Here is a 13559-nt window from a genome sequence, read left to right on the forward strand (position 1 = left end):
ATTTTCCGAGTCCTTTATTTTTGTCCTACTGTTAGTGAATGACGAGATAAGATAGCTTTCATTTTCAAATTAGTAAATTGCACGATCGCTTTTACCAAGTCTTGCTGATCTGGTTGTAATTTCAGTGTTTCTAGGGCTTGATTTATGTTATTACCAACACGTAAGTTTTGAACGAGTTGTGTACGTTGGGATGAGTTCAATACTGCGGCAATTTCTTTATTTCTTCTCTGGCGTACAGCTTGGAGTTGTTGGTGCTGTAAAGGAGTTAATTCAATTTCTGAAAACGAGGTGGAGTACTTAGCAGCATTGGTAACTTGGGCAAAAATAACATCAGAACTAGCATAGAATTCAACTGGTGTTGCCAAGGCAATTCCCGGCATTAAGATAAGAAAAGCAAGAATATTAGCGAACACAAACATCCGTTTTGTAAGGTGAATTGCCATATTGAGAGCCTACATCAGATTTAATTTTGTCCTATTTCAAGGGGATAGTAGCTTTGATGCTTTCTTTACCTGTGGTTCTCTACCTCCTGTCTAACAGGAGGTAATCCATCTACATCTATTATCTAATCTGAGGGAATCACAAAATTAAATTATGCGTGGGATAAACGTTATGAGAGCAGTAGAAGAGATAAGGAAAATAGCAACTGATAACTAATTCCTGTACAGACGCGTAGACGCTCGTAAGAGTGGCTACTCAGCACTCAAATCTTATTCAGACCTTTTCATTCTGTTAATTTCTCGTTGTAATTCTTCAACTTGCTGACGTAAATTTTCTGCTTCATTTTCGAGATTTTCTGCTGTAACATTTACTGCTCCAGAAGCAGGCGATCGCTGATAATTTCCTCTGCGAATTTGCTGATATTCTTCTGATACTACCCACTCTTGTAAGTAATGCAAGCGTTCCACAGGAAAAGGATGGGTAAGCATTGCACCTTGAAACCCAGTGTACATCAAGAACTTATACATTTGGTTCAGTCCATCTCGATCGAGTGCCTGATAATTTTCAGACTGCTTAATAAATTCTTGTAAACTGCATTCATTGGCATATTTGATACTACCTCCCGTTACTTTCATCATTGAAGAAATTACTGGATTTAAATCATCCATTACCAACAAAGCAGCGCGATCGGAGGATAACTCAGCTTTACGTCGCCATTCATAAAAGGCAAGTAACAAACCTTGACTGACGAAATCACCAATGCCAAAGGTCAATTCACCAACTCTAGAAGCGACACTCCTCGCCCATATCGCCATTTGAATTAAAATAGTATGACCACACTTAATGTGCCCTAATTCATGGGCTAGCACCGCCCTAATTTCGGCTTCGTTTAGTAAGTCCAATATCCCTGTATTTATGACTATGTAAGGATGCTCTTGTCCAAGTGCATAGCTATTAGCTTGGGCATTTTGCTCAACAAACAGTGCTGGTTCTGGATAAATGTCCAAATCTCGCACGCATTCTCGAAAAATCTGGTAAATAGTGGAATATTGGCGCGGCCCGACTTGGATGGTGTTGCCCATTAAATAAACTAATTGAGGGCGTTCGGCAAAAAATTCCACAAATTTACGGGCGAAAAAATCAAATCCTGGTAAATTGCGTAAAGCTTGCTCGGCTTGGCTATCCAGTGGATGCCTGAAGGCTTCACTAGAAATTCCTGTATAGGTTGGCATAATTAAATAATTGGTTAATGGTCAGTGGTCAGTCGTCAGTGGTCAGTAGAAAAACAAATAACAACTGACAACTATCAACTGACAACATAATAGAAATGGGGCTGTTGGAAGTAAAAGTCACTTTTTATGGGATTTAAAGCGTGTGATTGAGGCAGAAGTCCATTTATCACTACATAACTTCCTGCGATCGCAGGCGGGTTTCCCTTCCTGGCCCCATCATTTGACGATGGCAAGGTTGGTAGCACGCGCCTTGCGCTTAGGACGTAGCGCCTTAATTCAAGTTGGGGCAGTTTCTGGCTATCAAGGGCGCTATCGCACTAGTTTCGTAGCATCAGCTTTAATGTGGCACGGACCTGTAATTATTGTTGCCCCGGAAGAGGTACAGCAACGGCTGCTGCATGTCGAAATTCCGCGACTACAGCAGTGGCTACAAGCTGACAAACCTATCAGAACAGGTGACGCTTGGCCTAGTGCTGAGTTCCAAGGGCTACTCCTTACCTCCCCCGCCGCGTGGTTAAAAGGGCAGTTGGCATCTTCAGGTCATTTTCCTTTAAATATTCCCACCATTATTGATGGTGTGGACGATCTCGAAGATTGGGTACGTCATCAGGTGACTCAGGATATTCAACCCCACGATTGGGATGGACTCATGCTAGCTTGTCCCAACCAAGCTGAGGCAATTCGCTCTGCAAGAGTGCAACTCACAAAAGAACTATTCCAACATCCTGCGAATCCTTATGAATGCTATTTGATTTCCCAACCAGAAATAGAGATTTTAAACCATCTCTATTCTGTTTTAGAGTCGGTAAAAGGATTGCCAGAACCTTGGCAGCTGTTCTGGCAGCAATTTCAAAATATTAATGAAAATCTTTCTCCCTCATCCCCCCCGTCTCTGTTCTGGGCGACTATTGCCCGTCGTCAAGGTTTATTTTCTTTGCATTATGCCCCGATTGAGTTAGGGAAAATACTTTCCCCCATTTGGCAACGACAACCAGTAGTGTTAATTGGCAGTGCCTTAGAATCTGAAACTGAGGCTCCTCTATTCCGTCAGCGCTTCGGGTTGGATGATGTAACTTGTTTGAAGTTTTCCTCAGATACCCAAGCGGAAGCAATTCAATTGTATTTACCTCATAAATTGCCGCTACCTAACACACCAGAATTTCAAGCAGCATTTATTCACAAAGTTCGTACACTACTGTGTCTTAGTGCCACTGCACCAGGATTAACAGTTATTTTGGTGGGCGATGTACCACTCAAAGCTCAAGTTGGAACAATTCTGGCTTCGGAATTTGGTTCGCGAGTGCAAGTAGAAAAAACTTGTTTGGATGAAAATGGTATTTTGGTCAGCGGTTGGGAATTTTGGCGAGAACATCAAAGCGTCTTACCAGCGCCCCATCTACTTGTGATAGCCACTTTGCCTCTACCATCTTTAGAAAATCCCCTCGTAGCTGGAAGAGTAGCTCATTACAAGCGATCGCATCAAGATTGGTTTCGTTTATACTTATTGCCAACTGCTTTGAATGAATTGCAGCGGGCGATCGCTCCAGTGCGAGGAGAAAACCAAGGTATTATTGCTTTGCTCGATAGTCGTGTAGTAAATCGTAGCTACGGCGCGCAAATTCTTGCTGCTTTAAGTCCTCTAGCACGTATTAACTATCTCGACCCCAGTCTCTTTTCCAATGCTAATGAGGAAAATTCTGCATAAGTCAGTTGTTGGTTGTTATTTGCCAGCGATCGCTAACTATTTACGTTTTGTCAACTGAAAGGCGATCGTCTCCTGGCAAGCGCTATCATCAGCTGGTTCGAGCATTCTAAGCTTCTGAAACTGTCATACTTGTTATTTGCACTAGTGATGCTAGCAATTGCGTCTCTTGCGTAACTAATATGACTGCTAGTATTAACTGCAAAACTAAGTTGAATTTTGAATTGCTGATTATGGGTGAAGCAAAACGTCGTAAAACCACACTTGGAGAACAATACGGTCAAGATACTCGTATTTTCTCTTGGGTTCCCATCACCAAAACCCAGGCTGAACAGTTTGTTGCTTGGACTACTCGCGGTGCTTGGATAGGCATTGGCATTATGGTTGTAGCATGGGTGACTATTCGTTTTATCGGCCCAGCTTTCGGTTGGTGGCAAGTTGTGTCTTAAATGTGCCGTGTTTGTAACAATTTTTATCTATTATGTAGACTATTAAGCTAGTAAACTCTAATCTAGGTTCAATCCTGAAGTGGATATAAACTTTAAAAAATAAAGTAGGTGTTAATTAGCTAATCTAGTTTTTACTAGGTGAGTAAAATAGTCGCATAATCAAAAATAATTCGGTCTCTCTTCTGATAGATGATTTGAGATAGCATACAAACGTAGAAAGCTAGAAATAATCTAATTGAAATTTGGAGCATTTTTCAAAAGTTTATATCTAGCTTTTGACGATTTTATGCAACAGATCGGTAACTGTAACTGTCTATAATGATTTTTTAATGGAGAAATAGCCTATTATTAATCATATTGAAATGTTAAATCATAGGTTGTTACTCAATTTCAAAAAACGAGCTGGTGTTGGTAAGACTTAGAAATCTCATAGTTTTTCTCAGTTTTCGTATTTTTATCAATTCAAGCTGCTATTTATAACTCTCGCTAAAGTCACAAACTTTAAGCCTCAATGTTATTGCTTGACAGAATTTGCTAAAAACTAGGCCATCTTAGTTTTTAAAACAATGAAAAACCGAGCATTTGCACTTGAATATCTTCAGAGCAAACTTAACTTTTTGTAGTTTAATCAACCGTTATTTTTCATCTTAATAAGATTTTTCGTCTTTTAGGCAAGTTGCCCTGCATAATCTCTCAAAGACAGAAAATATTGCCGAAATGGCAACATGCACGTTCTGAGTTTAGTTATTCTCAGTCTTAAGCCTGAAACTATTGGGGTTGTAAATTTGGCATTATTCTCTAAATACGTACTGTGTATAAAATATTTTAGATTTTTGTCAATAATCCCGTATTTGAAATCTAAAATTTACACAGTCATCTACCAAAATCCATAGATTTGGAAAATTAACCTGATATACCTAACATTTGCCAAGAATATAGCTCAATTGGAGAATATACGATCTCACCATCAGACAAAGGATACAAACAATATAAATAAGGCTTTACAGCCTTTGTCATTAATAAGTTTTGCTATACAAACTTGAGAACAAATAGATCCGTAGCTTCTCTATGGTTGAATGATGCCAAAATTGGGTTACTCTTAAAGCGGATCTCTTCCACTAGGCATCTACTCAGACGGAATAGTATAAAGAAAAGATTAAATTTAGCAATTCTGTCTGATAAATCGAATCTGTAAACTGAATAGTTTGATACGGCAAGCTTAACAATTATCCACTACCCTAAGCAAGGTAGTTAATTAACAACTCTCAAGATGTCTGGTAATTGTAATGGATAGTTTACAATACCAATGGGTGGGAAAATCTAAAGAAAATATAAAAGAAACTAAAATGACTGTGGTGTCTGGAGGACAAACGTGTTTCTAAGACTAGCGCATCAACATCGGCAATTCGTTCAAGACTTGGTTATGAATCTGCAAGCCTTGGCGATTGTGCTTGAACGGCGTGGGTATCTTGCGTCCTGTTATACTTGCGGCGACCAAATGAATAGTGCTTCATTTATGGTCAGCTTGGGAGACAACCACCTAATTCGGTTCTTAGTATCGGATTACGGGATTACTTGGACAGAAATGCGGGATGACCGCGAATTGATGAAGTTGGAAGGTGCTGAGGCAATTAGTCAGTTACAGGAACTGGCTAATCTGATTAAGCAATCTACACCACCTTGTTCGAGTGATAAAGCGTTGGTGAAAAAGTGTTAAGGATTCCTGTATTTAATGAGGTACTTTCAACAAAGGTTTAGTAATCGATTTCTTATTGGAAATCGCTTGCTAATAATTGGTAATAGGTAATTGTAGATTAGTCTATAATTCCCCATTACCTATTCACTGTTGCGGTTAGAGCCAATCAACAGTTGAACAATTTTTGGATTAGGAAAAATATAAAATAGACACAGTCCTTACAAACCATTGCCAATAAAGATGAGGAATGCTTAATTGTAGGAGTGATTGAGGCTAGCGCTGACTGCTGATTGTAATTTACATGAATAAGCGACCAAGTAGCGATTTTTCTCAAGTAAATGCGATCGCCATTTCTAAATAAAATAAACGAATCTTCTGGTTGACCTACCACAAATACTGTTTAATAACTATTATGTTTATAATTTAGAATGTTCTATATTCTGAATTATTTTCCTATGAAAAATCGATTTTTTAAAAAATTTTACAATGCAAGTCCTTTTTGTGTTATTCCAAATAGGAACAATTCATAGTTGCCAATAAACTTGAATATGTCTGAAGAACAAACAAGCCCGGTACAACTACCACCAACTAGTGCTATCGACATTCCATCAAATCAGACTTTTGAAGGTTGGTTTGAATATCCTGTGAGAGTCCAACCTCATCATACAGACTATGCAGGTATTGCTTGGCATGGTGTTTATCTAGCTTGGATGGAAGAAGCACGTGTAGAATGCTTGCGATCGATAGGTATTGAATTTGCTGATTTAGTAGTGTTAGGTTGCGATCTACCAGTTGTAGAACTTTCAGTAAGATATCACCGTTCAATTCAGTTAGGTATGCCAGTGGTGGTAAAAACGCGTATGACTGAAGTAACTGGTGTCCGCATTAACTGGGACTATGCACTCGTGTCGCCAGATGTACAGCAATTATATGCCACAGCCAAGGTGACATTAGTAGCATTAGATCGCGAAAGAGGTAAAATTATGCGTCAGTTACCTGCAAATGTTAAAGATGCATTAGCAAAAGTTTCCGCATTATATAAAAATTGATCGAAAAGGTTGAAGTTTGAATTAACTTGTTAATTGTTGCATACCTATTTTTTTAGGGATGAAACACTAATATTTTCAGACTTCACCTTTTTATTTACCAGTGCTTATCTGCGACACAGTTTGAGCAAACTGTATTATCTGATGCCAAATATCTTGGGGTGTAATGCCAAAACCAATATTTAATAGAATCAGTATTGCAGCAATAGTCAAGGCATTGCTCACAGTAGTTTTGATTATCTTCCACAAAACGACAAATATTATCCAAGCAACAATCAGGGTAGGAATCATAAATACCAAATTCCTTTAGAATCGCTCTTGCTAAGAGGAGTTTTATTTAAAAAAGGATACTTTCATACACTTAACAATTACTATTGCGAAAGCGAGCTTACCCCAGTTATAATAGATGCTATAGTATTGGAAAATATGGTAGGTTATTTTAAGTAATTGCCGCTTTTCCAATATACCATAAATTGACACAATAGTTTGTGGTTTATAAATCTTTTAAGATATATTACTGAACATACAATAATTATGAGTCTATTAAGAATAATGAGGATAGTGTAGTATAAATCACCATCCTCACAATTGTTTATTGTTATCTAGCTCCTTAGCGTACAGAAATAATACGCGAAGAAGTTGCTAATTTTTTAGTTGCATTTAAAACTTCTTGTCTAGCCCATCGATCTGCTGCCAAAATGTCATCTAAAGAGGGATTTGTACAGTTATCATTTTGATGGCGATCGCATACCGATTCGATACATCGGGGAATATCTAAAAATTGAATTTTCTCTTCTAAAAATAACGCCACAGCTTGTTCGTTAGCAGCATTTAACACTGCCGGCATAGAACCGCCAGCCTTACCCGCAGCATAAGCCAACTGCATACAAGGATACTTCTGATGATCTGGTTCGCGGAATGTTAAATTTCCAGCTTTCACCAAATCAAGTTGTTCCCACTCAGTATAGATGCGGTCAGGCCAAGATAAAGCATACAGTAGTGGTAGGCGCATATCAGGCCAGCCGAGTTGGGCTAAAACAGAAGTATCTTGCAGCTCGATGAGTGAGTGAATAATACTTTGAGGATGAATGACAATATCGATATCTTTGTAATCCAAGTCAAATAAAAAGTGAGCTTCAATTACTTCCAGCCCCTTGTTCATCAAAGTAGCGGAATCAACTGTAATTTTCCGCCCCATTGACCAATTCGGATGCTTGAGGGCATCAGCAACTGTCACTTCTGCTAACTTTTCTACATCCCAATCTCGGAAAGCGCCACCAGAAGCAGTGAGTAAAATTCGCCGCAAGCCGCCTTTGGGAACACCTTGGAGACACTGAAATATTGCTGAATGTTCTGAATCGGCTGGTAGTAGTTTTACACCGTATTTGTTGACTAAGGGTAGAACCACAGGGCCGCCAGCGATTAAGGTTTCTTTATTTGCTAAAGCAATATCTTTACCAGCTTCAATCGCAGCGATAGTAGGTAATAACCCAGCGCAACCAACGATACCGGTGACAACCGTTTCAGCATCGCCATAACGGGCGACTTCTATGACTCCAGCTTCCCCAGCCAGTAAAATCGGTTGAGGATCGAGGTCTTTGACAGCTTCTTGGAGAGCTGGCAATTTCTCTTGGGAGCAAATCGCTGCTATTTTCGGTCGAAACTGCCGAATCTGGGCTGCCAACATTTTTACATTGTTCCCAGCGGCTAATCCTACAATCCGAAACCGATCTGGGTGATGAGTAACGATATCTAAAGTCTGAGTACCAATTGAACCAGTGGAACCAAGAAGATTTATAGCTTTCACAATTACTTAAGGATTTACTGATAACTCCCACTATAAATTGCTTAGGACTCATTCATCACAGCGATCGCCACATTATGGTAGGTAGGGGGGCAAAGACTCTTGTTCAGACGCGATTAATGAGCCAGTGCGTTGGGGGGGTTCCCCCCGTTGTAGCGACTGGCGTCACGTCTCTACGACAACTGACTAATGATAAGTATCTATTAGATTTATTTATATAAAAATGTGTATACAGATACTATATATATAATTGTGAATGCTGAATACTTTGGCAATAAAAGCTCAATAGTAACTACTAGATAGTGACCTCTAACTGTGTGATAGTTATGGAGATTTTTAGTTAGTTGCTAATTTTCATATGAAATGGACGTGCGGAATGTTACTCAAAAATGGCAGTGTCGCAACCATAGGTAAAAGGATGCATCAAGGAGCCTGTGTAAACGCCTAGACCTATGGATAAAGCTTGGATAGTCATCACAAAATTTTTATGGAAAAATGATTTCCTGTTTCCCGCAATAATATGGTGTCTCAGCCGAATATTAATTTGGACAGCCATGTTAATAATTGCTCCTAACTTGCCGTCACCCTCAACAGGAATTAAACCGCACTTTGGCTGGGAAGTTTTTGACGCATGGGATAGTATTCATTATCGCGCGATCGCCACTACTGGTTATGAATTTGTCAATGACGGCAAACAACATAATTTGGCTTTTTTTCCCTTATTCCCTTTAAGCATCTGGGTTTTGATGAAGCTGGGTTTGACGTTTGAAGTCGCAGGTCTATTAGTAAACAACTTGGCATTTTTAGCGGCACTTTGCTGTTTGTACTTTTGGGTTAAGGAGCATTGTGGCATCAGAATCGGTCAGTGGGCTACTGCTGTGGTGTCCTTGTATCCAGCGTCCATGTTTACAGGAGTGATTTACACAGAAGGACTGTATTTATTTTTGAGTACAGCCGCTTTGCTGGCCTTCGATCGACAGCAATATCGCTGGACTGCTATTTGGGGTGCAATGGCCACAGCAACTCGTCCTACAGGGATGGCATTGATTGCAGCATTTGCGATCGCATCTTGGAAAGAACGCAGACCGCCCATTGCCTATATTGCAGCCTTTACTAGCGCTACAGGGTTACTTATCTTCAGTTTGTACTGTGCAATTCGTTTTCACGATCCCTTAGCTTTTATCGCAGCACAACGGGGATGGCGACCATCTCTGGGGTTTGATTGGCAAGGTTGGTTAAACATGTTAATGCAAATTGTAGTTGGGCCAAACAATTGGTTATTTGGTTGGATTCAAGATGCATCTGGCGGGATTAAAGACCCTTGGTATCCGCTGCTGTTTACCATGATTGTTACCAGCGGTTATATGTTATGGCGTTTCCGTAAAAATTGGAGTTCTATCAAGGTAATCTATGGCTTTTACGCTGTAGTCGTATTTTTATTAATACTCGCCAACGAACAGCTGATTAATAACTTACTTAATACATGTATGGTTTTAGGTGGCAGCTACCTTTTATGGTATTCGCGTAAGCAACTAACCCCAGTGACTACAAGCTATGGCTTTTGCGGTATCGCTTTACTGCTAGCTTCTGGAGGCACGATATCTTTGAGCCGCCTTGCTTACGGTATTGTACCTTTGAGTGTCGGTATTGGTGTATTATTGTCTCGCCATTCTTGTCAGGGATATTTAAGCTTAGGTTTATTTGTAACTTTACTTACTAAGATAGCTATTGGATTTGCTCAAGAGCGTTGGGTAGGGTAGCAGCCAAGTAGGGACAGTAGCTAATATAGCAAAGTGCTGAGTGCTGAGTAAAAACCCAGTTATTTTAAGGCTTTGAGCAATCACAAATGTCCTAAAGGGTGTGGCTACGGCCATATCAGAAATTGCTTGAAATAAAATCGGATTTTACACTCTTCTTCAGGAGAAGCGAAATACTCACCCCACAAATTTATTAACTTCTTATACTCAAAAATAATTTCACTTCTAATGAATAAAAGAAGAATTGTTGAGGTAATTTTCTTACCTTTGATTATATGCAGCGCATTTATTTTTTGCACTGCAATGGCAATGTTACTATATCCAGAAACTTTTTATAAATTCTTTTCAGCAACACAATTAGTACGCGATATTCCTCCACAGTTACCTCATAAAAGTTACTACTGGGATGTAGAACATTACGCTAAATTAGCTTTAAGTCCTAGTTGTAACGCCTTTTACCCTCTCTGGCCTTTTATCATTCGTATTGTATTTCATCCTCAAAGTATAGAGCAGGCTGCACACTACTTTTCTGTGGTAGCAACTGCTCTATTTTTTCTTGGCACATTTTTGCTATTTTGGGTTTTTCAAATAGGTTTACAACGCGTAGATTTAGCTTTTTGGTTAGTTCTTGCTTATTCTGTAAATCCTATGGCTATATTCCGAGTTATAGGTTATACAGAAAGCTTGTTTGCATTCCTGAGTACTTTATTTATTTGGATTTGCTTACCTAAATTGAAACTCAATGAAAATCTGAAATTATGTTTGATTTTTGTTATTACCTTTTTAATGGCTTTAACTCGACCAGTGTTAATCCAAATACTATTCTCTGCTATCACAAGCTTAGGGACTATATTTTATTTTCAAAGCTTGCTAAAAGCAAGATTTACTCATCATAATTTATTAGCCATATTTACTAAATATATATCTGAAATTAAAACTACTATTACTATCTGCGTGTCAGCTTTACTAGGTTACTCGATTTATGGCAATTTATGTTTGATAACAAGAGGTGATTTCTTTGCCTCTTTTCACGACCAAAAGTTGTGGGGGAAAAAGTTAGGATTACATTTAGAACTATTGTTGACACCAAAATCACCACTATTCGATCTGTTAGGGCTTTACCTGCCTGCGATAATTTTATTTTTGGCTGTTGCTTTAGTTTATTTTAAGTTGATTAGGCATGACTTCTACATATTTATGCCTCAATCTCAATTATGGAACTTATTATTAATTTATCCACCTTTATTGATTTTATTGTATATATTCAATTACATAAGATATCAGAAGCAAGCTAAATTAACTAAACTGGCAATAAATAAATATATTTATACTCTCAGGAAAAACTATATTTTTTGGTTTTGTATCTATTTTAGTTTTATTCATTCTGTAATTATATTTTTCACCCAAGACCGTCTTTTTAGCTTGGCAAGATTTATATTTGCAGTGCCTTTCTTTTTTATGGCTACTGGTTATTTATATTGCTGTTTTTCTGGTAAAAAAGCATATACTATTCTATTTTGCTTCATACTAATTTCAGCCATTGCCTTATTTGAACAATGGATTAATTATGGTCAAGACCGATGGCTGGGTTAATCAACAAATGAAACTAACTTTGGCATAGAGAGACACTTTTTGTTTACGATCTATTTATAGTGTGCTATGTGCTACCTCAATCAAAAAAATATTTCGGTGCAGGATGGCAGTCGATGTATTTTCGCGCATCAATGCGGATAATAGCAATATCAGGTAGCCCAGAAAGTACCAACATCTCTCACTCTAAACTTTTGCAGCATTTATAATTATCTTTGCCCCCTGAAAGTTCGTAAATATGTCTGAAGAAGATATTCGTGCCACGCGGCTGGAGAAAGTAGAACAGCTAAAGCAGCTAGGAATGAATCCCTACGCCTATCGTTGGGAATCTAGCCATCACGCGGCGCAATTGCAAGCACAATTTGCTGATTTACCCAACGGTGAAGAAGTTGATTTAGAAGTAGCGATCGCCGGACGCATCATGTTGCGTCGTTTTATGGGTAAACTAGCCTTCGTCACCTTGCAAGATGAAACAGGCACGATTCAGCTTTACCTAGAAAAAAAGCGCATTGACGAAAGTATGGCAGATATTGTGGCCAATGCTTTCAAACAACTCGATAAACTCACAGATATTGGCGATATCCTCGGCGTTCAAGGCACTATCAAACGGACTGAAAAGGGCGAATTATCTATTTACGTCAAACAATACAGTATTCTGACAAAATCTCTGTTGCCCTTACCTGACAAAAGGCATGGGTTAACGGATATTGCCAAGCGCTACCGTCAACGCTATGTTGACTTGATTGTTAACCCAGAAGTCCGGCAAACTTTCCGCCGCCGGGCCCAAATTACTGCCGGGATTCGTCGTTATTTGGAAGAACGGGATTTTCTCGAAATTGAAACGCCAGTTTTGCAAAGTGAAGCAGGCGGTGCTGATGCACGTCCGTTCATCACTTACCACAACACCTTAGAAATGGAGTTGTATCTGCGAATTGCTACAGAACTCCATCTCAAGCGGTTGATTGTCGGTGGTTTTGAAAAGGTATTTGAATTGGGGCGAATTTTCCGCAATGAGGGAATTTCAACTCGTCACAATCCAGAATTTACAACGATTGAAGTTTACCAAGCCTACGCCGACTATAACGATATGATGGCGCTGACGGAGGGAATAATTACCACCGTCGCCCAAGAGGTACTGGGAACGCTGCAAATTACCTACCAAGAGAAGCCTGTAGATTTAACACCTCCTTGGCGGCGGGTGACGATGCACGATTTGGTGAAAGAATATACGGGTTTAGATTTCAACTCATTCCAAACTTTAGAAGAAGCAAAAGCAGCAAGTAAAAATGCTGGACTGGAAAATATTGAAGATGTGGCATCAATTGGCAAACTTTTGAATGAAGCTTTTGAACAAAAGGTAGAAGAAAATTTAATTCAACCTACCTTTGTAATTGACTATCCTGTGGAAATTTCGCCGTTAGCCAAACCTCACCGTTCGCAACCTGGTTTGGTAGAACGATTTGAGTTATTTATAGTAGGGCGAGAGACAGCTAACAGCTTCTCAGAACTTACCGATCCCATCGACCAAAGAGAACGTTTAGAAGAACAAGCCGCCCGGAAAGCCGCTGGCGACTTAGAAGCGCAAGGTGTAGATGAAGACTTTTTGACAGCTTTGGAATACGGTATGCCGCCTACTGGTGGTTTAGGGATTGGAATCGATCGCCTAGTGATGTTATTAACTGATTGTGCTAGTATTCGGGATGCGATCGCTTTCCCCTTACTCAAGCCAGAGAAAGCAGAAGCATTACCAGAATCAGAAACTTAATAAACACTGGCAATTGTATAGAAATAGCAAGGTGTGTTATGGCTTTGCCTAACGCACCATTTTTATAACTCAGACTT

Annotated in this window: 12 protein-coding genes; 7 read left to right on the forward strand and 5 right to left on the reverse strand. The window is 39.3% G+C overall.

Annotation, left to right across the window (positions count from 1 at the left end; genetic code table 11):
- Nucleotides 1-14: 14 nt before the first annotated feature.
- Both I8752_RS34015 and I8752_RS34020 read right to left on the reverse strand, forming a co-directional pair.
- Nucleotides 15-443, reverse strand: a complete 429-nt coding sequence (locus tag I8752_RS34015; RefSeq protein ID WP_214436573.1) for a hypothetical protein — start codon at nucleotides 441-443, stop codon at nucleotides 15-17.
- A 267-nt stretch (nucleotides 444-710) separates the two neighbouring features.
- Nucleotides 711-1673: a M48 family metalloprotease gene (locus I8752_RS34020; RefSeq protein ID WP_214436574.1), complete on the reverse strand. Its 963-nt coding sequence runs from the start codon at nucleotides 1671-1673 to the stop codon at nucleotides 711-713.
- A gap of 142 nt (nucleotides 1674-1815) precedes the next feature.
- Here I8752_RS34020 and I8752_RS34025 point away from each other — a divergent pair, with 142 nt between their 5' ends.
- The 4 genes from I8752_RS34025 to I8752_RS34040 all read left to right on the forward strand — a co-directional run bounded on the left by I8752_RS34025 (nucleotide 1816) and on the right by I8752_RS34040 (nucleotide 6569).
- Complete coding sequence (locus I8752_RS34025) at nucleotides 1816-3378, forward strand: helicase C-terminal domain-containing protein (protein ID WP_214436575.1); 1563 nt, start codon at nucleotides 1816-1818, stop codon at nucleotides 3376-3378.
- Between the two features lie 230 nt (nucleotides 3379-3608).
- The gene (locus I8752_RS34030) at nucleotides 3609-3824 is read left to right on the forward strand and encodes a DUF2839 domain-containing protein (RefSeq protein ID WP_214436611.1); all 216 of its coding nucleotides are present in this window, start codon (nucleotides 3609-3611) and stop codon (nucleotides 3822-3824) included.
- A gap of 1372 nt (nucleotides 3825-5196) precedes the next feature.
- Entirely contained in the window at nucleotides 5197-5541 is a 345-nt protein-coding gene (locus I8752_RS34035; protein ID WP_214436576.1) for a DUF1815 family protein, read from the forward strand.
- A 527-nt stretch (nucleotides 5542-6068) separates the two neighbouring features.
- A complete protein-coding gene (locus I8752_RS34040; protein WP_214436577.1) occupies nucleotides 6069-6569 on the forward strand; it encodes an acyl-CoA thioesterase in 501 nt (166 codons plus the stop codon).
- Between the two features lie 90 nt (nucleotides 6570-6659).
- Here I8752_RS34040 and I8752_RS34045 read toward each other — a convergent pair whose 3' ends face one another.
- From I8752_RS34045 to I8752_RS37810, 3 genes are all read right to left on the reverse strand, one after another.
- A complete protein-coding gene (locus I8752_RS34045; protein WP_214436578.1) occupies nucleotides 6660-6857 on the reverse strand; it encodes a hypothetical protein in 198 nt (65 codons plus the stop codon).
- Between the two features lie 319 nt (nucleotides 6858-7176).
- A complete protein-coding gene (dxr, locus tag I8752_RS34050) occupies nucleotides 7177-8373 on the reverse strand; it encodes a 1-deoxy-D-xylulose-5-phosphate reductoisomerase (protein WP_214436579.1) in 1197 nt (398 codons plus the stop codon).
- 376 nt (nucleotides 8374-8749) lie between these two features.
- On the reverse strand, nucleotides 8750-8926 hold the full coding sequence (locus tag I8752_RS37810; RefSeq protein WP_225896075.1) for a hypothetical protein: 177 nt from the start codon (nucleotides 8924-8926) through the stop codon (nucleotides 8750-8752).
- Here I8752_RS37810 and I8752_RS34055 point away from each other — a divergent pair.
- From I8752_RS34055 to lysS, 3 genes are all read left to right on the forward strand, one after another.
- Entirely contained in the window at nucleotides 8925-10130 is a 1206-nt protein-coding gene (locus I8752_RS34055; protein WP_225896076.1) for a mannosyltransferase family protein, read from the forward strand. The two genes, I8752_RS37810 and I8752_RS34055, sit on opposite strands and share 2 nt — an antisense overlap.
- A gap of 225 nt (nucleotides 10131-10355) precedes the next feature.
- Nucleotides 10356-11720 carry a mannosyltransferase gene (locus I8752_RS34060; RefSeq protein ID WP_214436581.1) on the forward strand — a complete coding sequence of 455 codons (1365 nt, stop codon included), beginning with the start codon at nucleotides 10356-10358 and terminating at the stop codon, nucleotides 11718-11720.
- A gap of 235 nt (nucleotides 11721-11955) precedes the next feature.
- The gene (gene lysS, locus I8752_RS34065; protein ID WP_214436582.1) at nucleotides 11956-13482 is read left to right on the forward strand and encodes a lysine--tRNA ligase; all 1527 of its coding nucleotides are present in this window, start codon (nucleotides 11956-11958) and stop codon (nucleotides 13480-13482) included.
- Nucleotides 13483-13559: the final 77 nt, after the last annotated feature.

The organism is Dendronalium phyllosphericum CENA369 (assembly GCF_016056275.1).
GTDB lineage: Bacteria > Cyanobacteriota > Cyanobacteriia > Cyanobacteriales > Nostocaceae > Dendronalium > Dendronalium phyllosphericum.